The following is a 21,782-nucleotide window of genomic DNA, read 5'->3' as shown; positions in this document are numbered from 1 at the left end:
CCGGCGGCGATGCAGACAGTAAGCACCCGGGCTCGGCCTGGCAACCCCGAAGGGGTATGATTTTGCGCGCTTGAAGCCTCTCCGCAATAAGGATACTTTCTGGCGTGGAGACAACATCAATTGTTTTTGGAGGATCGATGCGCAAGGATGTGACGGACGATCAGGCGGTTGTGGCTGATATTCTCAATCGCGCCGAGTATGTGACTCTGGCCCTGGTGGACGAGGAGGGGCCGTATTCGGTGCCTGTGAACGCCGCTTTGGAGGGGGGAGTGCTCTACTTGCACTCGTCCAAAAAGGGGCGCAAGGCCGAGGCCTTTCGCCTGGCAATGGCCACCGGTACCCGTGTGGCCTTTTCCGCAGCAGTTGACCTGGAGCCCAAGACTGGCGAACTTGCCTGCCAGTGGGGCTACAAGTTCCGCTGCGTGCTTGGTTCCGGCCATGTGCGCGAGGTGGCGCTCGCGGGCGACAAGGTGGCGGCGCTGAACGTCCTCATGCGCAAGCACGCGGGGCGAGATGACTTCCCCTACGACGAGGGCATCCTCGACAAAACCTATGTTCTGGCCATCGACATCGACCGGGCCACCGCACGGCTGAAGCTCACCTAGGAGGACGGCATGGTCATCTGCTTTGTGGGAGACTCGACCGTGCAAGGCATCGGCGATGCCCAGGCGCTCGGCTGGGTGGGGCGGCTGGCCCAGGCCAGCTTCGCCTTGGCCCCGAACCGCGCAACCGCTCTGACCTTGTGCAACCTTGGCCTGCGTGGCGACTCCTCCGTGCGCGTGGCAGCGCGCTGGCAGGAAGAGACCGCCCGGCGCACGCGTCCAGGCGAGGACATGGCCTTCGTGTTCAGCTTCGGCGCCGCGGACCGGCCGCAACAGGTGCCTGTGCAGGACGCCGCCTCCTCCGTGAAGCGCATGCTTCGCGAGGCTGCCTCTCTAGGGCGCACCGTGTTCATCGCGCCGCCGCCGTCCAGCGACCCGGCCTGGGCCGCCCGGAACCGCGAGCTTGGGCTGGCCCTTTTGGCCGTCTGCGACGAACTGGGCGTGCCGGGCTACGACCTGTTCACGCCGCTTTCCGCCTCCAAAGGCTACATGGACGCACTTGCCGCCGGTGATGCGATCCATCCTGACGCCGGGGGCTACGCCGAGATCGCTGGGTTGCTTGCCGCCTGGCCTCCCCTGGCTGACTTGCTCGGGCTCTGATGCCGCACCGGATTGGTGTGCGTGGGGCGTTGTCTCCGGGCCGCAACTAGGGTAGGGAATTGATAGGCCGAAGTCCGCACCGCCCGGTCCTGACGGTCGCAGCCCAACCCGGAGCAACAAGCATGAGCAATCACGTCACCCAGCCGGTCTTTATCGAACCCTTCGACCTCTACCTGTTCGGCAAGGGCGAACACTGGGATCTTTACCGCATCCTGGGCGCGCATCCGCATGAGCAGGAGGGAGCCCAGGGCTATCGTTTTGCGGTCTGGGCGCCCAACGCGCGCAAGGTGCGGCTGGTCGGACCGTTCAACGACTGGTGGGGCAAGGACCACCCGCTGTACCCTGTGGGCTCCTCCGGCATCTGGGCCGGGTTCGTGCCTGGCCTGGCCAAGGGCGAGCTGTACAAGTTCGCCGTCAAGGATCGCCACGGCCACACCACTTTCAAGACCGACCCCTTCGCCCTGTACGCGGAGATGCGCCCCGGAAACGCCGCCCGGGCCTGGAGCCTTGACGGCTTTACGTGGAGCGATGCCGAGTGGCTGGACGCCCGCAAGCGTTTCGACCCGCCGCTCAACCGTCCTCAGTCGGTGTATGAAGTCCACGCCGGGTCCTGGCGCATGCGCGACGGCAATTTCTTGTCCTACAGCCAGCTGGCCGATGAGCTCATCGAATACGTGAAGTCGCTGGGCTTTACGCACATCGAGTTCATGCCCCTGGCCGAGCACCCCCTGGACGAGTCCTGGGGCTATCAGACCAGCCACTATTTCGCGCCCACCTCGCGTTTCGGCGAACCGGACGGCTTGCGCTATCTCGTGAACCGCTGCCACGAGGAAGGCATCGGCGTCATACTGGACTGGGTGCCAGGCCATTTCCCGAAGGATGACTGGTGCCTGGGACGCTTTGACGGCACGGCCCTGTTCGAACACGAAGACCCGCGCAAGGGCGAGCACCCGGATTGGGGCACCTACATCTTCAACTACAGCCGCCATGAGGTGAAAAACTTCCTCCTGGCCAATGCGCTCTACTGGTTCAAGGAATTCCACATCGACGGCATCCGCATCGACGCCGTGGCCTCCATGCTCTATCTGGACTACTCGCGCGAGGCAGGTGACTGGATACCAAACGAGTTCGGCGGGCGTGAGAACCTCGCCGCCATAGAGCTTCTCAAGGAGCTGAACACCGTCGTCCACGCCCACTATCCCGGCGCGCTGATGATCGCCGAAGAGTCCACGGCCTGGCCCGGCGTGTCACGCCCCACCTACACTGGCGGCCTTGGTTTCACCTTCAAGTGGAACATGGGCTGGATGAATGACACCTTGGCCTATTTCGCGCACGATCCCGTGCACCGGGCCTACCACCACAACAGCCTGACCTTCTCCATGCTCTACGCCTTCAGCGAGAATTTCGTGCTGCCCATCTCCCACGACGAGGTGGTGCACGGCAAGGGCGCGCTCCTGTCCAAGATGCCCGGCGACATGTGGCAGCAGTTTGCCAACCTGCGCCTGCTGCTGGCCTACCAATGGGCGCATCCGGGCAAGAAGCTGCTGTTCATGGGCTGCGAGTTCGGCCAGTGGAACGAGTGGAACTGCAAGCGCGAGCTTGATTGGATCCTGCACGAATTCCATACGCACACTGGCGTTTCGCGCCTCGTCGGCGACCTGAACCGCATCCTGCGCGAGACCCCGGCCATGTTCGAGGCCGACACCAGCTGGAAGGGCTTCGAGTGGATGAGCGTCAACGACTGGAGCAACTCCGTGCTGGCCTTCGCGCGGCTTGCGCCAGGCCACGCGCCGGTCCTGTGGGTCTTCAACTTCACGCCCGTGGTGCGCCAGGAGTACAGCGTGCGCTGTCCTGGCGGCGGGCATTGGCGAGAGGTGTTCAACTCCGACGCAGCCATCTACGGCGGATCCAACGTGGGCAACGCCGGCGGCGCGCAGGCCTGGGACAGCCCCGGCGGCACGCACCTGACCCTGAGTTTGCCGCCGTTGTCGGCCATGGCTTTCATGCCGGGCTAGCAGGGGGATTCGTGGATTCGCACATTCCAGCCACCACCCTGGGCATCACTCTGGGCGATCCCTGCGGGCTTGGGCCGGAACTTGTGGTGCGCGCCCTGGCCGACGCCCCGCAGCACTATCAGGAACGCGGCGAACGCCTGCTTCTCATTGGGCCCCTGTCCGCGCTGGTGCGCGCGCTGGAAGGCCGCCCGCGTTTTTTCGAGGTGCTTGACGACACCGCGCCCGTGTCCGAGCAACTCGCCGCGCGTCCGCCGGGCGCGTATTTTGTGGAGCCCAAGGATCTGTCCGACCTGGACTATCCGCCGGGGGCGCCCGCGGTCGCCGGTGGGCTGGCTGCGGGTCGCAGCCTGGACCTTGCCGTGAGGCTGGCGAGAGCGGGAATCATCCGGGGGCTTGTCACCTGCCCGCTGAACAAGTCCAGCCTGCAGCAGGCCGGGTTCGCCTTTCCCGGCCACACGGAGTTTCTTGCCGAAGGGCTGGGCGTCGGCCGCGAGAACGTCACCATGCATCTCTGCGGGCCGATGCCGAGCGACGACAGCCAGATGGTGCTGCGGGTGAGCCTTGTGACCACGCATCCGCCGCTGTCCGAGGTGCCGCGCCTTGTGACGCGCGCGGGCATTCTTCGCGCGCTCAACCACACCGCCGCGTTTGTGGAGCGGCTGGGCCTTGCGGGGCCGATCGGCGTGTGCGGCCTGAACCCGCATGCGGGAGAGTCCGGGCGCATTGGCCGCGAGGACGAGGAGATCGTCGGCCCGGCGGTGCGCGAGGCCCGGGCCCAGGGCCTGAACGTCGAAGGCCCCATTCCGGCGGACACCCTGTTCCACTTTGCCGCCCGCGGGCGCTACCCGGCCGTGGTCGCCATGTACCACGACCAGGGGCTCGCGCCGCTAAAGCTTCTGCACTTCGGCGAGGCGGTGAACGTGACCCTCGGCCTGCCCATAATCCGTACCTCGCCGGACCACGGCACGGGCTATGATCTGGTGGGCACGGGCAAGGCGAAGTTGACGAGCTTCGTCGCTGCGCTTGATCTGGCGCGGCGGCTGGTGGGGTAGGGCCGCAACCTTAGGCGGGAGGGACGTCCATGCGTCTGCTGTTCTGGCTTGCCTTGGGACTTCTGCTCACTTGCTGCGACCCCGTGCCGGTGGCGGCCGAGGGGCGTCTGCACCAGCGAGATTCTTCGCCTTCGCTCAAGAACTACCGCAGCGACTGCCGCCCTGGCCGCGACCCGTCCGATCCGCATTGCTGCGCCGACAGACTTGCCGTCTGCCGCATCCGCTGCCAGGACGACTACGCCGAGAACGGCGACATGATGTACTTGCGGCACTGCGAGAGGGAGTGCGAGGGAGAACTGCGGGCGTGCCGAGAGGGGCGGCGGTAGGCTCTACCCCCGCAGAACCTCCATCAAATACTGCCCGTAATCGTTCTTGAGCATGCAGCAGGCCAGCTTCTCCAGTTGCGCGGCGTCGATGTAGCCCATGCGGTAGGCGATCTCCTCCACGCAGGCGATGCGCAGGCTCTGGTTTTCCTGGATCATGTGCACGAAGTTGGACGCGCGCAGAAGCGACTCGTGCGTGCCCATGTCGAGCCAGGCCCAGCCGCGCCCGGTGAGTTCCACCGTCAGGTCGCCGCGCCCCAGGTAGGCGTTGTTCACGTCCGTTATCTCAAGCTCGCCGCGCGCCGAGGGCTTCAAGTTCCGCGCGATGTCCACCACGTCGTTGTCGTAGAAATACAGGCCCGTCACCGCATAGCGCGATTTCGGCTCCTTGGGCTTCTCCTCGATGGAAAGCACCTTGTGGTCGCGGTCGAACTCCACCACGCCGAAGCGCTCGGGGTCTTTCACCGGGTAGGCGAAGATCCTGCCGCCCTTGGTCAGCGCCGCCGAGCGCTGCAAGACTTCGCTCAAGCCCTTGGCGTAGAAGATGTTGTCGCCCAGCACCAGGCACACGGTGTCGTTTCCGATGAAGTCCGCGCCGAGGATGAAGGCCTGGGCAAGGCCGTCGGGGCTCGGTTGGGCCACGTAGGAAAAGCGCAAGCCCAGGTCCGAGCCGTCGCCCAGCATCTCGCGGAAGCGGGGCAGGTCGGAAGGGGTGGAAATGACGAGTATGTCGCGGATGCCCGCCAGCATGAGGGTGGACAGCGGGTAGTAGATCATGGGCTTGTCGAACACGGGCAGGAGCTGTTTGCTGATGACCTTGGTCAGCGGGTGCAGGCGCGTGCCGGAACCGCCCGCCAGTATGATGCCCTTCATGTGTTCACTTCCTCGTGTTTAAAACGGCTGGCGTGGTTTACAACGCCTGTCCGGGTTGATATTCTTTCAGGTCGATATCCTGATTCCTGCGGCCCTGGCAACTGTCCCGGCCGCACAGACCGCGCCTGGTCGGCACCTTTGTTCGTGATTCCGCATGGGTTAAGCCGTGCGGTTGCGATTCCGGCCCGCGCAGGGAGTTCTCATGTTTGTCTTTCGTTCTGGCCCGCCGCTGCTTTTGGTCTTCGTGGTGATCATCGTGCTCTTCGGGCTGTTCGTTTTCCTGCCCATGAGCATTCTGGCCACGGCCTTCGGCAAGCTCGGGCTCACCGGGTTTCAAGGCATGGCCGTGTTCCTGGCCACCATTTTCGGCAGCAGCGTGAACATTCCGTTGCACAAGGGCACGCGTCTTGTGCGAGGACTTGCAGCTCCGGCCAGCCGCCTGTTCCGCATGCAGCGCGTTCGGCCCGGGCAAGTCGGTTTTGGTCAAATGAATTTTGGCCAGGCGAATTTCGGCCAAGCGCAGGATGAGGAATTGATGCTCTCGGAGCAGGTGGTGGCGGTGAACGTGGGCGGCTGCGTGGTGCCCTGCCTGCTCTCGGCCTGGTTTCTCTGGCAGATCCACGCCACAGGGATGCTTGGCGGCTGGCTGGCACTGTGTGTGGTTATTTCGGCCCTGGCCTGCTACCTGCTAGCGCGTCCGACGCCAGGTGTCGGCATCGCCGTGCCGGTGCTGCTGCCGCCCGCCGTGGCCGCGCTGACGGCGATCCTATTGTCGCCTGATGTTTCCACCCTGCCAGGGCACGAGTCGCTGGCTCCGCGCGCGGCGTACATGGCGGGAACGCTCGGCACGCTCATCGGCGCTGATATTCTGCATCTCGCCAATCGCCGAACCTGGGCCATGCTTGACGCGCCGCTCTTGTCCATCGGCGGGGCAGGGACTTTTGATGGCATTTTTCTTGCTGGCATCATCGCCGTACTTCTGGCTTAGGAAAACGGTGCCCTTATGAGCGACATCTGCCTGCGGTTCTCTAAAAACACGGGCCAGACCCCTGGCCAGCGTTTTCTGGTCTATTCTTCGACTCAGGCGCTCAATCCCGGCGTGCCTTGCGCCTTTGCGGATGGTCCCTTGGCCTTGCGGCCCGGCCATGTGCTGCAGGGCGAGCAGGAGGAGCATCGGGTGCTTGGGCGGATGTGGTGGCCGGGGCAGGCCCAATTGCCCGACGCCCAGTGCTGGCTTCTGGAGACCCTTGTGCCCGCGCCCGTTGGCCTGGACGATCAGCGCCTGCTGTCGGCCTCGCGCAACGGCTTTGCCCTTGCCTGGATTACGCTGTCCGACAAGGGCGCGGCGGGACAGCGAGTCGACGCCTCCGGCCCACTGGTCGAGGAGATGGTGCGCACGGCCATGCCGCTTTCCCTGGCGCGCGGGTTCGTGCTGCCGGACGACGAGCGCGGTATCCGCGCACTGCTGATGCAGTTGGCTTTGCAGGACGCCTTTGACCTCATTTGCACCACGGGCGGCACTGGCGTGGCTCCTCGGGATGTAACCCCTGAGGCCACTTTGGCCGTCATAGAGAAGCGGTTGCCGGGCTTTGAGCGGGCCATGACCATGACCAGCCTGGCCAAGACGCCGCACGGAGCAGTCTCTCGCGCTGTGTGCGGCACCCTTGGCGGCTCGGTCATCGTGAACCTGCCGGGCAGCCCCAAGGCTGTGCGCGAGTGCCTGGGCGCGGTGCTGCCCGCCTTGTCCCACACTATCGAAAAACTCCAGGGCGACCCCTCGGAGTGCGCGAGCGTGTAATCCTCTGCAACTTGCGGTTTTCGCGGCCATCGGGTATAAACACTTGTTTGAAAGCATCCGAAACAACAACGGGCCCACTTCGCCCGTTACTCATCATCCTGATAAGAGGAAAAAAGACCATGCGTACCAAAGCACTTCAATTTGCCCTGACCTTCGGCCTGTCTCTGTGCCTTGCCGGCCCGGCCTCCGCTCAGGACTCAACCCCGGCCGCTGCCCCGGTCGCTTCGCAGGCTGCCGCAATGGCCGCCCAGACCCAGGCGGCTGAACAGCCCGTCCCTGCAAGCCTTGACCTGAAGCAGAGCGTGGAACGCGGCCTGGCGGCCAACCCGACCATGGTCGGTGCGCGCGCCCAGTTGCAGGGCTCCGACTACATGGTGAAGTCGAGCATGGCGGATTTCTTCCCCACGGCCACGGCTTCCTACGGCTTCTCCCGCTATGGCTCGCAGCCCAAGACGACTGCAGGCGTCGATTCCGGTGACCAGACCACCTGGACGGGACGACTGAATATCCATCAGCCCGTGTTTGTCGGCTTCAAGCTGCTGAAGACACACCAGAAAGCCAGGCTGACCAAGGAACAGAACGAGGCCAACCTGACCCAGGCGGAGCTCTCCCTCATCAGCACCATCCAGACCAATTTCCTGGCCCACCTTAAGGCCAAGATGGACGTGAAGAGCGCAGAGGATTCGGTGGAGCGTCTCAAGTCGCAGCTCAAGGTCACGCAAGCGTTCTTCGACGTGGGCCTGAAGCCCAAGCTCGACGTGCTCCAGGCCGAGGTTGACCTTGCCACCGCGGAGCAGGCCCAGCTCAAGGCCAAGAACTCTCTCGACACCACTAGGGCCAAGCTCAACTCCCTGCTCAACCTGCCCCTTGAGGCTCCCGTGGAGTATGTCGGCGACCTTACTTTCACTCCGTTCAACCTGGACCTGAACGAGTGCCTGAAGCGGGCGTTCACGAGCCGTCCGGACATCCTGGTCGGCATCAAGAGCGTGCAGATCGCCGAGAAGGACGCGGGCATCACGGCCAGCGACTTTTATCCCCAGGTTGGGGCAGACGTCGACTTCTACAAAAAGGGTGACCATCCAGGTCTTTCCGGTAGTCCCAACCTCTCCAACACCGGAAAATCATACATGACCGTTGGCGCCACCGCCTCTTGGACCTTCTTCCAGTGGGGCAGCACCTTCTTCAAGTACAAAAGCGCCGACGAGACCGTGAACAAGGTTCGAGCGGCCTTGGACAACACCCGCCTCAGCGCAGGCTACGAGGTCAAACAGGGGCTCTTGTCCCAGCGTGAGGCCGCCGACCGCATCGGCGTGGCCAAGAAGAGCGTTGACGCCGCCCGCGAATCCTATCGCATGGCCCTGGCGCGCTATCAGGCTCAGGTCGGCACCAACACCGACGTGCTGGACGCCCAGGCCAAGGTCAGCAGCAGCGAGGCTCAGCTCTCACAGGCTCTCTCCGACTACCAGACGGCCATCTCCGGCCTTTACGTTGCAATGGGCGAGAAGAACCCAGATCTTTCCACCGCGAAGTAAGGGGCGGCGCATGGGTTTTATGTCATCCTACCGCAGGCGGACGGAACCGCAGGCCCTTGAGGGTTTGCGTTGTCCGTCTTGCGGTGGGGCAATGTTCGTCAACCGGGCCTGACGCGAGGTGTCGCTTCGCTGCAAGGTTTGCGGCGCCACACATCCTGTGAGAAATTTCTCTGAGCAGTTGGACGAAGCCTTTGAGGAGGAGGTGGCCTTTGTGCCGCTTGATCGCCTGTAAGCAGCACGGCGACATGCCGCATGGCATCTTCGCTGCCCTGGGAAATCCCTGGCGGAAGTATTCCACTGGAGCGCGGTCCCTCGGGGCCGCGTTTTTCGTTATGTTGCTGTTGTCTCCTGTGCTTGCCTGCGCTGCCAATGAGTGGTCCCCGTTGGTGCGCCGACTGGAGACGGACGGGTTCGAGCGCGCGCGTATGGAGTCCCTCTTCGCCCGTTCCGAGGTGCGCTTCGATCCGCAGGTGATGGCTCGCAAGATGAACGCCCTGCTCGACGTGAAGCTCTCCCAGGGCAAGCCAAAGGCCGAGGCGCCGGAAATTTACCTGAGCTATTTGAACCCGATTCTCATCTTGCAGGCCAGTAGTTTTCTGGAAAGCCAAAGCGGCCCCTTGCGAGAGGTTCGCAAGCGCTATGGGGTCCCCGAGGAGATCCTTGTGGCACTCCTGCTTGTGGAAACCAAGCTTGGACGAAACGTTGGCAGCAGGGGCGCCTTGACGACCTTGGCCAGCATGGCCCTGGCGGGTGATTTCTCCCTGGTTGCCCCACTGATCGAGCGCCGCGACATTTCGTCCAAGATGGCCTTGTGGCTTCGCTGGCGGACGGCCCAGAAGGCCGCCTGGGCGTACAAGGAGCTCAAGGCCCTGCTTGTGTACGCCGACTCTGCCGGGCTTGATCCCGCCAGCATCCCCGGCTCGGTCTACGGAGCCATCGGTATCTGCCAATTCATGCCGACGAACGCGGTGCGCTATGGTGAGGACCTGGACGGTGACGGGCGTGTGGACCTGTTCAGCGTGGCGGATGCGTTGTTGAGCACCGCACGTTTCCTCAATGCCAATGGCTGGAAGGCGAATTTGACGCGCGAGCGCCAGCTGGCCGTTCTCTATCGCTACAACCACTCGCACACCTACACGCGCACCATCATGGCCGTGGCGGATCTTCTGCGCAGCACCAGCGGCGGCTTCTAGTCCGGCGCGAACATATCCGCCGAACGCGCGTGTCTTCTAGTCCAGGAATCCCTCGTAGAGCGTCAGGGTGCGCTGCAGGAAATCGCGGCCGGAAAGCTGTGTGAGGGTGAGGTCCTGCGCTCGCAGGAGCTCCTTTCGGTAGTCCGGTTCGTCCATGGCTTTTGCGATGAGTCGGACCATCGCGTCCACATCGCCCGGATCGAACAAGGCCTCGGGGGGGAGCAGGTCGGGCATGACGCCCACGTTGCTCGAAATGAGCGGACGCTTGACGGCCATGATCTCAAGGGCAGCGCGGGCTATGGTCTCAGACCAGAGCGAGGCCACGATACCGAGGTCTGCGGCCGAGAGGCAGGCGGCAACATCGTCACGTTTGCCGGTGATGGTGACGAAGCGTTCCAGTTTGAACTCGCGTATCCAGCCCTCGACCTCATCCTGTCCGGTGGCGCTGCCAAAGCCCAGCAGCATGAGCCTCAATTTGCGGTAGCCCTGCTTGTGGATCAGCTTGGCGACAGCCTGCAGCGTTTCGCGCTGTCCCTTGACCTTGTCGAAACGGCCAACCAGGGTGAGGACGGTTTCCCTGTCCGTGTACCCGAACTCCGCCCGAACGCGGTTGCGGCCTTCAGGATCAAGCTGAAAGCGCTCAAGGTCCACGCCGCCGTGGATGAGCCAGACCTTTTTTTCCGGTGTGCGCATGGCTTTCAGAAAGTGGCGGGCCATGCGCGAGTTGGTGACCACGACAGCGTCGGCAACTTTTGCGTGCAGCCAGCGGTTCAGGAAGTCCGCCCTGGGCGGGCGTTGATCGCCGCGCGTGCGCACCAGACTGTAGGAAAAGCCCACGGCCTTCAGCAGTCCCCAAAGGAAGAAGCCTTCGCCCCTGTGGCAGTTGACCACCTGCGGGCGATGCTTGCGCAGGAGCCGGACGAGATGGGCGAGCGCCGCGGCCAAACGCAGCGGGTTCGCGCTGTTCAGGTCCACGGCTTGCGCGTCAAGCCCCCATTCCAGGGCCTTGGCATGCGTGTCTGTGCCGCCCTGGGTCAGCACCACCACCGTGTGCCCGGCCTCTTTCAGCAGGCGGCTCAAATAGAGACCGTACCAGGCGGTGGCGTTGAACCAGCGGACGTTGACGACCTGAAAGACGACCATGCGCGACCTTTATGGATGCGCCCCTGGGCGGGGCGCTTGACTGGACGGGGGTGCCGAAGTCACTGCCTTGCTAGGCAAAGACTTCCCGCTTGCTGACGGCCTCGTTCTTGATGCGATCGAGCAGGTCGGAGAGCGCGGATTTGACGTTCTCCCTGATGTCCCCGGCCACAATGATGAACAGGACGTCGTCGCCGGGTTGTTTGATTCCGCCCTCGGCGTGTGCGATGGCACGGAAAATGCCAGGACGTTTCTGGAATTCTTCGCAGAGTGCCTGAATTTTCCCGTGGTCAGGCGTGATTTCGACGGCGCTGACGTTCTTGTGGTCCTTGCGCGACCAGCCGCGGATGACGCCGTTGTGCACGAGGATCATGCCCACATTCTCGGAAAATCCTGGTGTTTTCTTGAGTTCTGCGATGGTCTGGCTTATGTCCATTGATGACCTCCGGTATAATTTGCACCTGGAGAAGAAATGTATACTCTTTCGACGCTGTTGGAAAGGCTGCCGAGTGTCTCCCAGGCGCGGCTCATCAGTTCCGGGTACGGCCTTTGGATGGTCTGGTCCGGCTCGTTCAACAACGCCATCGGCCACACCCTGCGCGACCACGGCCTGGTTCAGCTTGTGGAAGACCCCTGCCAGAGCTTCTGGGTGTCGTTCACTCCGGAGATCTACCGCGCCCTGGCCAAGCTGCACATCTGGTCCAAGCTGAATCCTCTTCCGCTGTTCTGCCAGGTGGTGCCCATCACCGCCATGGTCGGGTATGACCTGAATCTTTCCGTTTCCGTCCCGCGTGACTTGACGCGCCAGCAGGCTGGCGTGGCCGAAGACCTTGAAACACTGGTACATCCCAAGTTCATCGAGTCCGTCAAGAATGTGAACGGACTTTCGCTCGGCAGCATGATCACCATGCAGGGGCTGTCCAGCTGCGGGTGGATGCCTCTTGAGGTCGACCATGGGCTTGACTACGAATCGCCTGCGAACTGGTACGCGGTCATTCGTCCGCTGGGGCGGCTCGGCGAGCGCGAAGCCATCGCGGGCTGGCGCGCATTTTTCGCCGAAGTACAGGCCATGTTTCAGCGTCTGGGCATACGCTACCTGTCTGACGACGCCCTGGGCTTCGTCATTTTTCCGCTTGAAAGCTACCGCCAATTGCGGATGTACTGCGTGGAGATATCGACGCTGCTGAATGAGCTGAAGGCTACTCAGCGCGCATATTGGCCCTGCGTTTTCGCACTCACCGATCAGAAAGGCATGCCTTTTTCCATGGACCTGCCGAATCGCTTCAGCCTGGACTGGAACCGGCTGACACCGGACTTCCTGCACATGCGCTACCGCGATGCCTTCACCCTGCTTGACGGCTTCAAGGTCAACGAGATCAGCTACGGCGGCGACCAGGAGACCCTGGATTCCTGGTGCTACGTGAGCTTCCGGGGCGAGGAGTCCCAGTCCGGCGCATCCATCGAGGTGCCTTTGCCACGCCGCTGGCTGGCCGGAACCGGGAAGGAATGCTTTTATTGCGGCCTGAAGAACCATGCCGCCACCCAGTGTCCCAGCCGGACGATGCCGCCGTTCCGGGCGGATGTCTGGCGCGACATGAGTAACGTCAACCTGGACGACATGGCCACGGCCTTCAAGGGGTTGGACGAGCCGACGGACAGCGCCCGCTTCGTTCAGCAGACCACCGCTCTCATCAAGGGAAACAACAGCATCGAGTCTGTCTTGCTGCGCGCGATGTTTTCCACCGTCACCCCTTGCCAGCTGGGTCTATTGCCCGTGTTGCCGCGCATCAAGAACCGGGAGTGGCCGGTGGAGGCGGAACAGCTCAACCCCGAGGAACCTTTGTCCGTCAAGGATGCCTACAACACGCTTCTCTCAGGCGATCTTGACAAGGCCAAGGAATCGTTGCGCGCGGTGAGCAACAAGCAGGGGCGCAGCTTCGAGGGCGCCTGCCTGGAGGGCTTCGTCTCACTGGAGTCCGACGACCCCCACATGGCGCAGTTCTATTGGCAGGAGGCCGGGCGGCTTGGTCCCTCCTACGTGCAGCAGGGCTATACCTTGTTCCTCCTGGCGCGTCTGCACGAGATCGGCGGGGAGTACAAGGAGGCCTTGGGTTTGTATCGACAAGTGCGCACCGGTTCGCCGCGTTGGCTGGAGCCTGCCTACCGCGAGGGCGTGTGCATGGTGAAGATGGGCTTCACCGGCCAGTCCCTGGAAATTTTCGCCGACCTCGTCATGCGTGATCCGCAGATCTTCAACCGCATTCTGCTGGACACGGAAATCGACCGTGGGCGCGTGCATGTGCTCTCGGGCCTGCGCGACGGCTGGCGGGACGCTCAGGCCAAGGCGGAGGAGGTGGGCAAGCGCGTTGAGGTTCTACTCAAGGAGCTGCCGCAGTGGTTCGATGAGGATCATGACTTCCGCAAGCCAGGCCTTGACCACCTGAACCGCATGAACGACCTGGCAGGCACGGAGAACTACGTGGCCTTCCGAGAGGTCGTGCGCGGCATGGACGGATTCTTCCAGGAGATGCAGAAGCAGATCGATGAGGAGATCAAGCGCATCAAGGACCGCGTGATGCTTTACGCCGACCGGTTGCGCGACGTGCAGTACGAAGCGGGCTGGTTCCCCTTTCCCAAGCTCCTGCGCGATTTCAACCGCGACTTCAACTACTGCGTCAAGCGCATCAACTGGGTCATGACCCAGCCTTTGCGCATGGCCGGGAACTTCCGCACCGCTCGCAGGAACCTGCCCGAGCTTGAGGAGCGCCTCCAGGGGCTGTCCAAGCGCCTTGTCTCGTTGCGCATCGTGCGCGACAGCACGCTCTTCGCCATGCTCCTGGGAAAGAACTTCATCTGGATGGAAGTGGTGGGGCTTGCCCTGGCCCTCTTGACCATTCCCGTGCTGCTCTTCTATTCTGCAAAGGTCGCCAACAACTGGCTCGTGGATGGCATCCTGGCCCAGAAATGGGCTTTCCAGAAGGGGCTCATCTTTCTGGTCACGGTCTTTTCGCTTGGGCTGGCTTCGCTTCGCAGCGTCATGACCTTTGAGAAAAAGAAAAAGGAGCTTTTCGAAGCGGATGCTGAACGCCGTGCAGCCAGCAAGAAAAGCGCCGTGAAGCCCGCAGCGAAGTCTTCGGCCAAGCCCCCCGCAAAGGCGGAGGCCAAGCCGTCAGGCAAGCCCGCCGCAAAGCCTGCGGCCAAGTCGGCCGCCAAGGGCAAGAAGTAGCTTCGCCCAAGCACTCTAACACCCCGCAAGGGCAGGAGTCAGCCATGCACACCCTGGTTCTCATCCGGCACGGTCAGAGCGTTTGGAACCTGGAGAACCGCTTCACCGGCTGGACGGACGTGGACCTCTCTGACCAGGGCATCCGCGAAGCGGAGGAGGGCGGCCGGGCGCTCAAGGACGCCGGGTATGTGTTCGACGCCTGCCATACCTCCTATCTGCGCCGGGCCATCCGCACCTTGTGGATCGTGCTGGATCGCATGGACCTCATGTGGCTGCCGGTTGAGACCACCTGGAGGCTCAACGAGCGCCACTACGGCGCGCTGCAGGGGCTGAACAAGGCTGAGACCGCGCGCAAGTACAGCGACGAGCAGGTGTTTCAGTGGCGGCGCAGCTTCGACGTGCCGCCACCCGCACTGGACCCCTCGGACGAGCGCTTTCCCGGCCATGACTCTCGCTATGCCTCCCTTTCCGCCGACGAACTCCCGCGCTGCGAGAGCCTCAAGATGACCATCGACCGCGTGATGCCTTATTGGCACAACGTTTTGGACCCGCAGATACGCTCTGGCAAGCGCCTGCTTGTCGCCGCCCACGGCAACTCCCTGCGTGGCTTGGTGAAGTATCTCGATGGCATGAACGAAGAGGAAGTTACTGGCTTGAACATCCCCACCGGCGTGCCGCTGGTCTATCGCCTGGACAAGAACTTGAAGTCCCTTGGGCGCGAGTACCTTGGCGATCCCGAGGCCGTTGCCAAGGCTGCCCAGGCTGTGGCGGACCAGGCCAAGGGCGCCAAGGGGTAGCCGCCAGTGGCAAAGGCACCTGTCGAGGCTCCGGCGCCCCTGGCCGGAGCCTTTGATGTTGGAGGTTTCCGCTCGGAGTTGTTGCGCTGGTTCAACGAAAACGCCCGCGACCTGCCCTGGCGCAAAACCTTGGAACCCTACCACGTCTGGCTCTCGGAGATCATGCTCCAGCAGACCCAGATGGACCGTGCCGTCAGTTATTTCGAGCGGTTCCTGCTGCGCTACCCAGACATTGTGAGCCTGGCCCAGGCCCATGAGGACGAGGTGCTCAAGCTGTGGGAGGGGTTGGGGTATTACACACGCGCCAAGAATCTCCTGCGTGCTGCGCGCGTAGTGCTGAAAGAGCACGGCGGCACGTTTCCCGCCAATTTCGAGGCCGTGCGTGCGCTGCCGGGAGTCGGACCGTACACCGCCGGTGCCGTCATGAGCGTTGCCTACGGCGCTCATCGCCCGGCCGTGGATGCCAACGTTGAGCGTGTGTTCTCTCGTGTGCTCGACATCGACCGTCCAGTGTCGGCGCCGGAGGTCAAGCGCCGCATCCTGGCCGCTGCCTGGGAGTTGCTTCCGCCAGGGGAGTCCCGGGCCTTCAACCAGGGGCTCATGGAACTGGGCGCGCTCATCTGCGCCCCGCGCAGCGCCGAGTGCCAGCGTTGCCCCGTTTCGCGCCATTGCCTGGCGCGCGCGCGAGGTACAGTGAACCTGCGCCCGGTGCCCAAGCCGAAGCCAGAGGTCGTTCGCGTGGACATGGCCTGCGGCATTTTGCTCACAGAGGGCCAGGTGTTCATCCAGAAGCGCAGGCCCAACGACGTGTGGCCAGGACTGTGGGAGTTTCCGGGCGGGGTGCTCGAACCGGGCGAATCGCCCGAGGAGGCCATGGTGCGCGAGTTCCGCGAGGAGACGGAGCTTTCGGTGAGGCCAGAGGGCAAGATCGCGGTGGTTCGCACCAGCTACACCAGGTACCGCATTACGCTGCATGGGTTCTTCTGCCGAGCGGAGCCCGGACAGGACCCGAAGCGCGACCACCGCCTGCATGAGGCCGTGGAAGCCCGTCTTGTCAGCCCTACTGACCTCCTCACCTTCGCTTTCCCCTCGGGGCATGCCCGCCTGACTTCCCGCATGCTGGAGGATGTACGCCTTCAGACACTCCTCAGCGCTGTTGACTGACAGCGTATCTTCTTGACATCAAACAAGTACTTGTGACAGGCACGGAATGTGCTTTATCGGTTTCGAAGACCGTGCCGTGGTCAATTTTTCGACGGCGGAGGGAGTGCGATGTCCAACGACTCGAACAGCATAGCGGAAGCCATCCGTATTCTGAAGCAGGCTCAGTCCGGCCAGGGCGTCGACATGGGCAAAGGGCTGAATCCCGGCCTGCGCGGCTTGTCTCAGTCAGGCGCCAAGGCGATTGACCCAAAGACCATCGCCTTTGAGGCCCAGATGCAGATGGCCCAGCAGGCCATGGGCATCGACAGCCTCAAGACCGATGGTCAGCAGCCTGACTCCACCGCAATGAATTTCGACATGAACATCATCAACGACAGCATGATGATGGACGCGCTGAGCACCATCGCCCGCCTCACCGGACAGCGGATGCCTGGGCTCATGGCTCCTGCCGCGCCCATGCCGCTGGAAAACGTCCTTACTCGCAATCCCGAGGTGAAGGGCCTGGGCTCCATCGCCGCTTTGTTCGAATCAGGCGACAAGGGCGTGGCGGCCATCGGCTATGATCGCACCGGCGGCACAAGCTACGGCAAGTTCCAGATTTCCTCGCGCGCTGGAACCATGAGCCGCTTCCTGAATTTCCTTTCCGAACAGGATCCGGCCATGGCCGAACGACTGCGCAAGGCCGGACCGGCCAACACCGGCTCGACCAAGGGCGGCATGCCTGCTGAGTGGGCCAAGATCGCAGCCGAAAGTCCAGAGCGCTTTGAGCGTTTGCAAACCGAGTTCATCAAGAAGGACCACTATCAGCCCGCGCGGGAGAAAATTCGCGAAATGACCGGTGTGGACATCGAGGCGAGCAAGCCCGCCCTGCGCGAGGCCTTGTTCAGCACTGCCGTGCAGCACGGAGCAAGCGGCGCGGCGCGCATCTTCAACGAGGCCATCGACAAGTTCCTGAAGAAGCCGGAGGCCGCGCAGGCCGTCGCCGCTGAGGGCAAAAGCTTCGAGCAGGCGCTGGTGAGCGAGGTTTACAACAAGCGCCAGAACCAGTTCGGGGGCTCCACCGAGGCCGTGCGCCAGAGCGTGCGGGGTCGGCTCAAGCAGGAGAAAGACATGGTCCTGGCCATGTTGGACAAGAAGGGCATGAACAGGATTGTGTGATCTGGGGAGACTGCACCATCCTGATTTTGTTGGAAGGCGCACCTTGGTGCGCCTTTTCCTATTTGGGGCAGCGGGGCGCCGCTTGGGGTGGATCGTTCTGCACAGCCTCTCGCGGGGTGATGCCGAACTCCTTGCGGAATGCCGCGCTGAAGGCCGAGGTTGAGGCGTAGCCGGAGTCAAGCGCCACGGCGGTGACGCTTTCGCCTGCCTCCAGGCCGTTCAGCGACTTGAGCAGCCGCAATCTGCGCCGCCAGGCGCGGAAGCTCAGGCCGGTTTCCCGCAGAAACAGGCGTGTCATGGTTCTTGTGGATAGGCCCGCCTCTGCTGCAAGTTCCACAAGGCCACGCTCATCCTCAGGGTGTTGCTCCAGCCTCACGCTCAATCGTTCCAAGCGGCTGTCCACCGGCAGCGGAAGGGAGAAGCGCGCCTCCTTAAGCCTGGCCAACTGGTCCAACAGGACGACCACGAGGCGTCCGTCCGGGCCGGCCTCGTCATATTCCACCGGAGCGCTGGTCACCGCGCGGATGAGTTCGCGCACCAGGGGGGTGATGACCAGCACCCTGCAGTCCTTGTACTCCTGAAGTGGCGTACCCTCCACGGCTTTCGGTTCGATGTACAGGCTGCGCATGACGGTGCGTTCCGTTGTGACGACCGAGTGCTCCACGCCGGGAGGCACCCAGATGGCACGTTGCGGCGGCGCCAGATGACTGGCGGACCGGGTGCGAACGCCAAGGACGCCTCTGGTCGCGTAGGAAAGCTGCACCCATTGGTGCTGGTGCTCACGCACCCAGGAAGGTTTGGCAAGCGTCTCCACCCGCGCAAAGACAGGTCGGGGCAGGGTCGTCAGGCCGGGCAGGATTCGTTCCATGGAGTGTCCGTTTGGCGACATGAATTGTCTTGTGTGCGATAGACGACCATACCTGCAATGGCGTAATTGGCAAACAGAAAACAGGAACCTCTCTTTGCGCATAGACGCAAAGAAGCGGGGGCGCCGAGACGATTCGTTTGCGAGGAGTTGCCCTAGATGGACATAATTCAACTGATATTCGTGGGTCTTGCCGCTGTGGCCGGTGGCGTGGTGAACGCCCTGGCTGGCGGGGGCACGCTCATAACCTTTCCGGTGCTCATGGCCGTGGGCGTCCCGGCCGTCTCCGCGAACATCACCAACACGGTGGCCCTTTGTCCCGGTTATCTCGGGGGAACCTTCGCCCAGTTGAAGGACCTGAAGGGCCAGTCCTTTCGCCTATGGCTCCTTTTGCCTGCGGGAGTCCTTGGCGGCATCGGTGGAGGGTTTCTGCTCCTGAACACTGGCGAGCAGGTGTTTCGGGCCGTGGTGCCATACTTGATCTTCATGGCTGTTGCGCTCATGGCGGCGCAGGACCGGTTGCGCGCGCTGATCCTGCGGTCTGCCGGCAAGACCGCTGGCGCCACGCTGCACGACGCCTGGGTGCTTGTGCCCATCATCCCCGCGGCCATTTATGGCGGCTTCTTCGGGGCGGGCGTCAGCATCATCGTCATCGCTGTCCTGGGGCTTGTCCTGCACGACAACCTGGCTCGCCTGAACGCCCTGAAGCAGGCAGTGTCCTTCGCCATCAACATCGCAGCGGCGATCTACTTCCTGTTCTCCGGCCAGGTGGTCTGGTCGGCTGCCTTGGTCATGGCCGTGGGGGCTGTCGCAGGTGGAGTGCTTGGGGGAAGGCTTGCCGGTCGCATCAGCCCGAAGGTCCTGCGTGGCGTGGTCATCGGCATCGGCACTGTGGTCGGAGTCATCTACCTGGTGCGTTGAGAACGACGAGAGCCTCTGCCGGGCGTGACTTGCACGCCCTTCTGATCGACTCGCTACGTCACTTCAGCGCCAGCCGTGTTTCAAGGCCGGGGTCCAGGCTCACCAGCAGCGTCCTGTCGACCTGGTCCACGGCCACGCTGCCGATGGCCGCGCCCTTGACCTTGCGCACGTCGCGGACCTTGGCGCAGAGCACCTCGGCCTTGGCGTCGTCCTTGCGAAAGCTTTTGAGCGCGCACAGCCCAGCGGCCTCAAGGAGGCTCTGCTCCGGCACGTCCTGGTCGGGAAAATCGCGCTTGAGGATCACATGCGCGCTGGGGCCGCCAGAAACGTGGAACCAGAGATCGTAAGGCCCGGCCGCTTTGGTGAGCATGTCGTGGTTGGCCTGGCTGCTCTTGCCGCGCAACACGAGAAAGCCGTCCGAGGTGCGGAAGAGCGCGACGGCCAGGCCCTGGTAGCGCTTGGGCACCACCACCGGCGCCGTTCGGGGGGAAGGGGGGCTCTGCCGGGTGGAACTCGCCGCGTGCAGTTCCGGCCCTGTACCGGTGGCGAGCTCGGCGCGCCTGCGTTCGACGTGGGCCAGGCCGCGTCGGCCCTTTGCCGCTTGCCGGAAGAGGTGCGCCATGTTCTCTGCGGGGGTCAGCCGCGGGTCTAGGGGCACCTCGACCAGCCCGTGCTCTGGATGCTCCAGCTGCATGATGGATTGCTGCGGCGTGGTTTTGAGCCCGGAGAGCGCGATCTGAAGCGCCTCCGCCGCCTTGGCCAGCCCGGCGAGCTTCTGGTGTCGCGCCTCGTCCTGGTCGAGCAGAGCCTCCTGGCGTTTCAGCCGTTTGCGCTGCTGAACGGCCTGATCCACCTGCTCATGGTCCTCTGCGCGGGCGATCTGCGGGAACAAGGTGCGCTGCCCGAAAGCAGTTGCCGCCTCAATGGAACTGGCGAAACGCTCGGTTCCCGGCAGCCCGGGATCCCAGGCCAGGGGGGGAATGGCCTGGGTCTCTCCACGCAAAGGTGCTGGCGGCAGAAAGAAGCTGTCGGACACGCCCTGAGCCAGGCGCGCCAGCAGGCGTGCCGCCTGGGGAGGGTTCTCCATGGCCAAGGCGCTCAGCCGTTTGCGCAGCAGCGGGGTGATCTGCGGGTATTCGCGCCAAATTTCAGCGTCTGCGTGGAGCGAGTCAAGAATCCGCTCCAGCGGCGGCCAGGCGGGATCCGGCCTGGCTGTGAAGTCGCCGTCCAGCGTGAGCCCGTCAGACTGGCTGGCGCGCAGGTCGAACACGGCCCAGTTGCCTGCCGCGGGCAATTCGCGCGGGGAAAGCAGAAAGCCCAGGCGCTGGTTGGGCCAGTCAATGCGAGATTCGAGCAGACGCCGTCCGGTGAGGCGCTTGCGCAACCACATGACTCGTGTCGGGGGGGCTGGGGGATTGGCGGGCCGCTCTGGGCTTAAAAAAAGCAGACCCGCCGATTTGGCGGGCCTGAAGATCAGGTGTTCGGTGCGGCCTTGTCCGTGGAGAGTGAAAACGAGGACCCCTTGCGCAGGGCCATGAATTTTTTCGAAACGCAGGCCGGTTAGCGTCGCGGCCAAGTCGACGGCCAGGAAGCGGAAGAAATTGGCTTCCACCTGTGCCTCCCAGGCTGGACTGTTAAACGAACCTGGCGTGCGGGCTAGTCGCCCCGGACCATCTCGTCTTCTTCCTGCTTGCTCTTGCAGTTGATGCACAGCGTGGTCATGGGCCGAGCCTTGAGGCGGGCGATGCCGATATCTTCGCCGCAGTCGACGCACACGCCGTATTCGCCGTCCTCAATGCGCTGGATGGCCTGCGTGATCTTTTTGATGAGTTTGCGTTCACGGTCGCGCAGGCGCAGGGTGAAAGCGCGGTCGGATTCAGCCGTGGCCCTGTCAGCCGGGTCGGCGTAGACTTCAACGGTCTCCGTCATGTCGTCGATGGTCGCCTGTCCTTTCTGGAGGCTTTCATCGAGCATGGCGTTGAGCATTTCCCGGAAAAACTGAATGTCTTTGGCTTCCATGCTAACTCTCCTCAATGACAGGAGCGGGTGGGCCGTCCGTCGGGTCCGCTCCGCTCCGAGTGCAATGCGAATGCGCCTGATAAACCAAAAGCAAAGGTCTTGTAAAGGGGCTTAAAAGCCGCGCCGTGGTTGTCTTGACGGAGGCCATATCTGAAATATCAGTTCCTTGTGCTCATGCCCTGCGCGAATTCACCCCCATTCTGGCGGTCTCTTTGAAGAATATGGAAAACATGCTCGCCAAGGCTTGACACTTGATGGGGGCACAGGTAGAAGGTTCCCCCTGTTGGGCGGGAATAACTCAGCGGTAGAGTGCAACCTTGCCAAGGTTGAAGTCGCGAGTTCAAATCTCGTTTCCCGCTCCAATAGACGAGGCGGCATAGCCAAGTGGTAAGGCAGAGGTCTGCAAAACCTCCATCCTCCGGTTCAAATCCGGATGCCGCCTCCATCAAGAGCGGGAATAACTCAGCGGTAGAGTGCAACCTTGCCAAGGTTGAAGTCGCGAGT

The 21,782-nt window shown here is 63.2% G+C and carries 21 protein-coding genes and 2 tRNA genes; 17 read left to right on the top strand and 6 right to left on the bottom strand.

All coding sequences use genetic code 11. From position 1 onward, the window contains the following. Positions 1-137 precede the first annotated feature (137 nt). The 5 genes from RDU24_RS01960 (at position 138) to RDU24_RS01940 (ending at position 4,595) form a co-directional block, all read left to right on the top strand. Entirely contained in the window at positions 138-605 is a 468-nt protein-coding gene (locus RDU24_RS01960; protein WP_308734040.1) for a pyridoxamine 5'-phosphate oxidase family protein, read from the top strand. Between the two features lie 9 nt (positions 606-614). Next, entirely contained in the window at positions 615-1,202 is a 588-nt protein-coding gene (locus tag RDU24_RS01955; RefSeq protein WP_308734039.1) for a GDSL-type esterase/lipase family protein, read from the top strand. 122 nt (positions 1,203-1,324) lie between these two features. Further along, positions 1,325-3,217, top strand: coding sequence for a 1,4-alpha-glucan branching protein GlgB (gene glgB, locus RDU24_RS01950; protein WP_308734038.1), 1,893 nt, complete (start codon positions 1,325-1,327; stop codon positions 3,215-3,217). 11 nt (positions 3,218-3,228) lie between these two features. Beyond that, positions 3,229-4,269: a 4-hydroxythreonine-4-phosphate dehydrogenase PdxA gene (gene pdxA, locus RDU24_RS01945; protein ID WP_308734037.1), complete on the top strand. Its 1,041-nt coding sequence runs from the start codon at positions 3,229-3,231 to the stop codon at positions 4,267-4,269. A gap of 29 nt (positions 4,270-4,298) precedes the next feature. Continuing rightward, entirely contained in the window at positions 4,299-4,595 is a 297-nt protein-coding gene (locus RDU24_RS01940) for a hypothetical protein (protein ID WP_308734036.1), read from the top strand. Positions 4,596-4,598: 3 nt separating this feature from the next. Here the strand turns inward: RDU24_RS01940 and rfbA are convergent, their stop codons facing one another. Then, positions 4,599-5,465, bottom strand: a complete 867-nt coding sequence (rfbA, locus tag RDU24_RS01935; RefSeq protein ID WP_308734035.1) for a glucose-1-phosphate thymidylyltransferase RfbA — start codon at positions 5,463-5,465, stop codon at positions 4,599-4,601. Positions 5,466-5,667: 202 nt separating this feature from the next. On the opposite strand from rfbA, the gene RDU24_RS01930 reads away from it, so the two are divergent. From RDU24_RS01930 to RDU24_RS01910, 5 genes are all read left to right on the top strand, one after another. Beyond that, positions 5,668-6,453: a DUF1614 domain-containing protein gene (locus RDU24_RS01930; RefSeq protein ID WP_308734034.1), complete on the top strand. Its 786-nt coding sequence runs from the start codon at positions 5,668-5,670 to the stop codon at positions 6,451-6,453. A gap of 15 nt (positions 6,454-6,468) precedes the next feature. Further along, positions 6,469-7,263 (top strand): MogA/MoaB family molybdenum cofactor biosynthesis protein, encoded by a 795-nt coding sequence (locus RDU24_RS01925; RefSeq protein WP_308734033.1) that lies wholly within the window; start codon positions 6,469-6,471, stop codon positions 7,261-7,263. Positions 7,264-7,382: 119 nt separating this feature from the next. After that, positions 7,383-8,795: a TolC family protein gene (locus RDU24_RS01920; protein WP_308734032.1), complete on the top strand. Its 1,413-nt coding sequence runs from the start codon at positions 7,383-7,385 to the stop codon at positions 8,793-8,795. 118 nt (positions 8,796-8,913) lie between these two features. Further along, on the top strand, positions 8,914-9,027 hold the full coding sequence (locus RDU24_RS01915; RefSeq protein ID WP_308734031.1) for a dual CXXC motif small (seleno)protein: 114 nt from the start codon (positions 8,914-8,916) through the stop codon (positions 9,025-9,027). 100 nt (positions 9,028-9,127) lie between these two features. Beyond that, positions 9,128-9,988, top strand: coding sequence for a lytic murein transglycosylase (locus RDU24_RS01910; RefSeq protein ID WP_308734030.1), 861 nt, complete (start codon positions 9,128-9,130; stop codon positions 9,986-9,988). 36 nt (positions 9,989-10,024) lie between these two features. On the opposite strand, the gene RDU24_RS01905 is transcribed toward RDU24_RS01910, so the two are convergent. Then, complete coding sequence (locus RDU24_RS01905; protein WP_308734029.1) at positions 10,025-11,131, bottom strand: glycosyltransferase family 4 protein; 1,107 nt, start codon at positions 11,129-11,131, stop codon at positions 10,025-10,027. 70 nt (positions 11,132-11,201) lie between these two features. After that, positions 11,202-11,564, bottom strand: a complete 363-nt coding sequence (locus RDU24_RS01900) for a molybdenum cofactor biosynthesis protein MoaE (protein WP_308734028.1) — start codon at positions 11,562-11,564, stop codon at positions 11,202-11,204. Between the two features lie 36 nt (positions 11,565-11,600). On the opposite strand from RDU24_RS01900, the gene RDU24_RS01895 reads away from it, so the two are divergent. From RDU24_RS01895 to RDU24_RS01880, 4 genes are all read left to right on the top strand, one after another. Beyond that, the gene (locus tag RDU24_RS01895) at positions 11,601-14,354 is read left to right on the top strand and encodes a tetratricopeptide repeat protein (RefSeq protein WP_308734027.1); all 2,754 of its coding nucleotides are present in this window, start codon (positions 11,601-11,603) and stop codon (positions 14,352-14,354) included. A 44-nt stretch (positions 14,355-14,398) separates the two neighbouring features. After that, positions 14,399-15,151 (top strand): 2,3-diphosphoglycerate-dependent phosphoglycerate mutase, encoded by a 753-nt coding sequence (gpmA, locus tag RDU24_RS01890; RefSeq protein WP_308734026.1) that lies wholly within the window; start codon positions 14,399-14,401, stop codon positions 15,149-15,151. Between the two features lie 6 nt (positions 15,152-15,157). Beyond that, positions 15,158-16,315 carry an A/G-specific adenine glycosylase gene (gene mutY, locus RDU24_RS01885; RefSeq protein WP_308734025.1) on the top strand — a complete coding sequence of 386 codons (1,158 nt, stop codon included), beginning with the start codon at positions 15,158-15,160 and terminating at the stop codon, positions 16,313-16,315. A 108-nt stretch (positions 16,316-16,423) separates the two neighbouring features. Continuing rightward, a complete protein-coding gene (locus RDU24_RS01880; RefSeq protein ID WP_308734024.1) occupies positions 16,424-17,473 on the top strand; it encodes a hypothetical protein in 1,050 nt (349 codons plus the stop codon). A gap of 58 nt (positions 17,474-17,531) precedes the next feature. Here RDU24_RS01880 and RDU24_RS01875 read toward each other — a convergent pair whose 3' ends face one another. After that, a complete protein-coding gene (locus RDU24_RS01875; protein ID WP_308734023.1) occupies positions 17,532-18,341 on the bottom strand; it encodes a helix-turn-helix transcriptional regulator in 810 nt (269 codons plus the stop codon). A gap of 156 nt (positions 18,342-18,497) precedes the next feature. Between RDU24_RS01875 and RDU24_RS01870 the strand changes: the two genes are divergently transcribed. Beyond that, entirely contained in the window at positions 18,498-19,259 is a 762-nt protein-coding gene (locus RDU24_RS01870) for a sulfite exporter TauE/SafE family protein (RefSeq protein WP_308734022.1), read from the top strand. 58 nt (positions 19,260-19,317) lie between these two features. On the opposite strand, the gene RDU24_RS01865 is transcribed toward RDU24_RS01870, so the two are convergent. After that, on the bottom strand, positions 19,318-20,871 hold the full coding sequence (locus tag RDU24_RS01865; protein WP_374989736.1) for an NFACT RNA binding domain-containing protein: 1,554 nt from the start codon (positions 20,869-20,871) through the stop codon (positions 19,318-19,320). Positions 20,872-20,915: 44 nt separating this feature from the next. After that, positions 20,916-21,278: an RNA polymerase-binding protein DksA gene (gene dksA, locus RDU24_RS01860; RefSeq protein WP_308734020.1), complete on the bottom strand. Its 363-nt coding sequence runs from the start codon at positions 21,276-21,278 to the stop codon at positions 20,916-20,918. Positions 21,279-21,565: 287 nt separating this feature from the next. Between dksA and RDU24_RS01855 the strand changes: the two genes are divergently transcribed. Further along, positions 21,566-21,640: transfer RNA gene (locus RDU24_RS01855), tRNA-Gly, on the top strand. A gap of 8 nt (positions 21,641-21,648) precedes the next feature. Further along, positions 21,649-21,723, top strand: a tRNA-Cys gene (locus RDU24_RS01850). The last annotated feature ends 59 nt before the right edge of the window (positions 21,724-21,782 follow it).

Origin of the sequence: Humidesulfovibrio sp., from assembly GCF_031082295.1 — a bacterium.
Classification (GTDB): Bacteria; Desulfobacterota; Desulfovibrionia; order Desulfovibrionales; family Desulfovibrionaceae; genus Humidesulfovibrio.
Note: the sequence above shows the minus strand (reverse complement) of the source record. Positions and strands in the feature narration are given on the sequence as shown.

Bases quoted from the DNA above. Each gene is read 5' to 3' on its own strand.
- RDU24_RS01960 (WP_308734040.1), top strand. From the start codon at position 138: ATGCGCAAGGATGTGACGGACGATCAGGCGGTTGTGGCTGATATTCTC.
- RDU24_RS01955 (WP_308734039.1), top strand. From the start codon at position 615: ATGGTCATCTGCTTTGTGGGAGACTCGACCGTGCAAGGCATCGGCGAT.
- glgB (WP_308734038.1), top strand. From the start codon at position 1,325: ATGAGCAATCACGTCACCCAGCCGGTCTTTATCGAACCCTTCGACCTC.
- RDU24_RS01940 (WP_308734036.1), top strand. From the start codon at position 4,299: ATGCGTCTGCTGTTCTGGCTTGCCTTGGGACTTCTGCTCACTTGCTGC.
- rfbA (WP_308734035.1), bottom strand. From the start codon at position 5,465: ATGAAGGGCATCATACTGGCGGGCGGTTCCGGCACGCGCCTGCACCCG.
- RDU24_RS01930 (WP_308734034.1), top strand. From the start codon at position 5,668: ATGTTTGTCTTTCGTTCTGGCCCGCCGCTGCTTTTGGTCTTCGTGGTG.
- RDU24_RS01925 (WP_308734033.1), top strand. From the start codon at position 6,469: ATGAGCGACATCTGCCTGCGGTTCTCTAAAAACACGGGCCAGACCCCT.
- RDU24_RS01920 (WP_308734032.1), top strand. From the start codon at position 7,383: ATGCGTACCAAAGCACTTCAATTTGCCCTGACCTTCGGCCTGTCTCTG.
- RDU24_RS01910 (WP_308734030.1), top strand. From the start codon at position 9,128: ATGTTGCTGTTGTCTCCTGTGCTTGCCTGCGCTGCCAATGAGTGGTCC.
- RDU24_RS01905 (WP_308734029.1), bottom strand. From the start codon at position 11,131: ATGGTCGTCTTTCAGGTCGTCAACGTCCGCTGGTTCAACGCCACCGCC.
- RDU24_RS01900 (WP_308734028.1), bottom strand. From the start codon at position 11,564: ATGGACATAAGCCAGACCATCGCAGAACTCAAGAAAACACCAGGATTT.
- RDU24_RS01895 (WP_308734027.1), top strand. From the start codon at position 11,601: ATGTATACTCTTTCGACGCTGTTGGAAAGGCTGCCGAGTGTCTCCCAG.
- gpmA (WP_308734026.1), top strand. From the start codon at position 14,399: ATGCACACCCTGGTTCTCATCCGGCACGGTCAGAGCGTTTGGAACCTG.
- RDU24_RS01880 (WP_308734024.1), top strand. From the start codon at position 16,424: ATGTCCAACGACTCGAACAGCATAGCGGAAGCCATCCGTATTCTGAAG.
- RDU24_RS01875 (WP_308734023.1), bottom strand. From the start codon at position 18,341: ATGGAACGAATCCTGCCCGGCCTGACGACCCTGCCCCGACCTGTCTTT.
- RDU24_RS01870 (WP_308734022.1), top strand. From the start codon at position 18,498: ATGGACATAATTCAACTGATATTCGTGGGTCTTGCCGCTGTGGCCGGT.
- dksA (WP_308734020.1), bottom strand. From the start codon at position 21,278: ATGGAAGCCAAAGACATTCAGTTTTTCCGGGAAATGCTCAACGCCATG.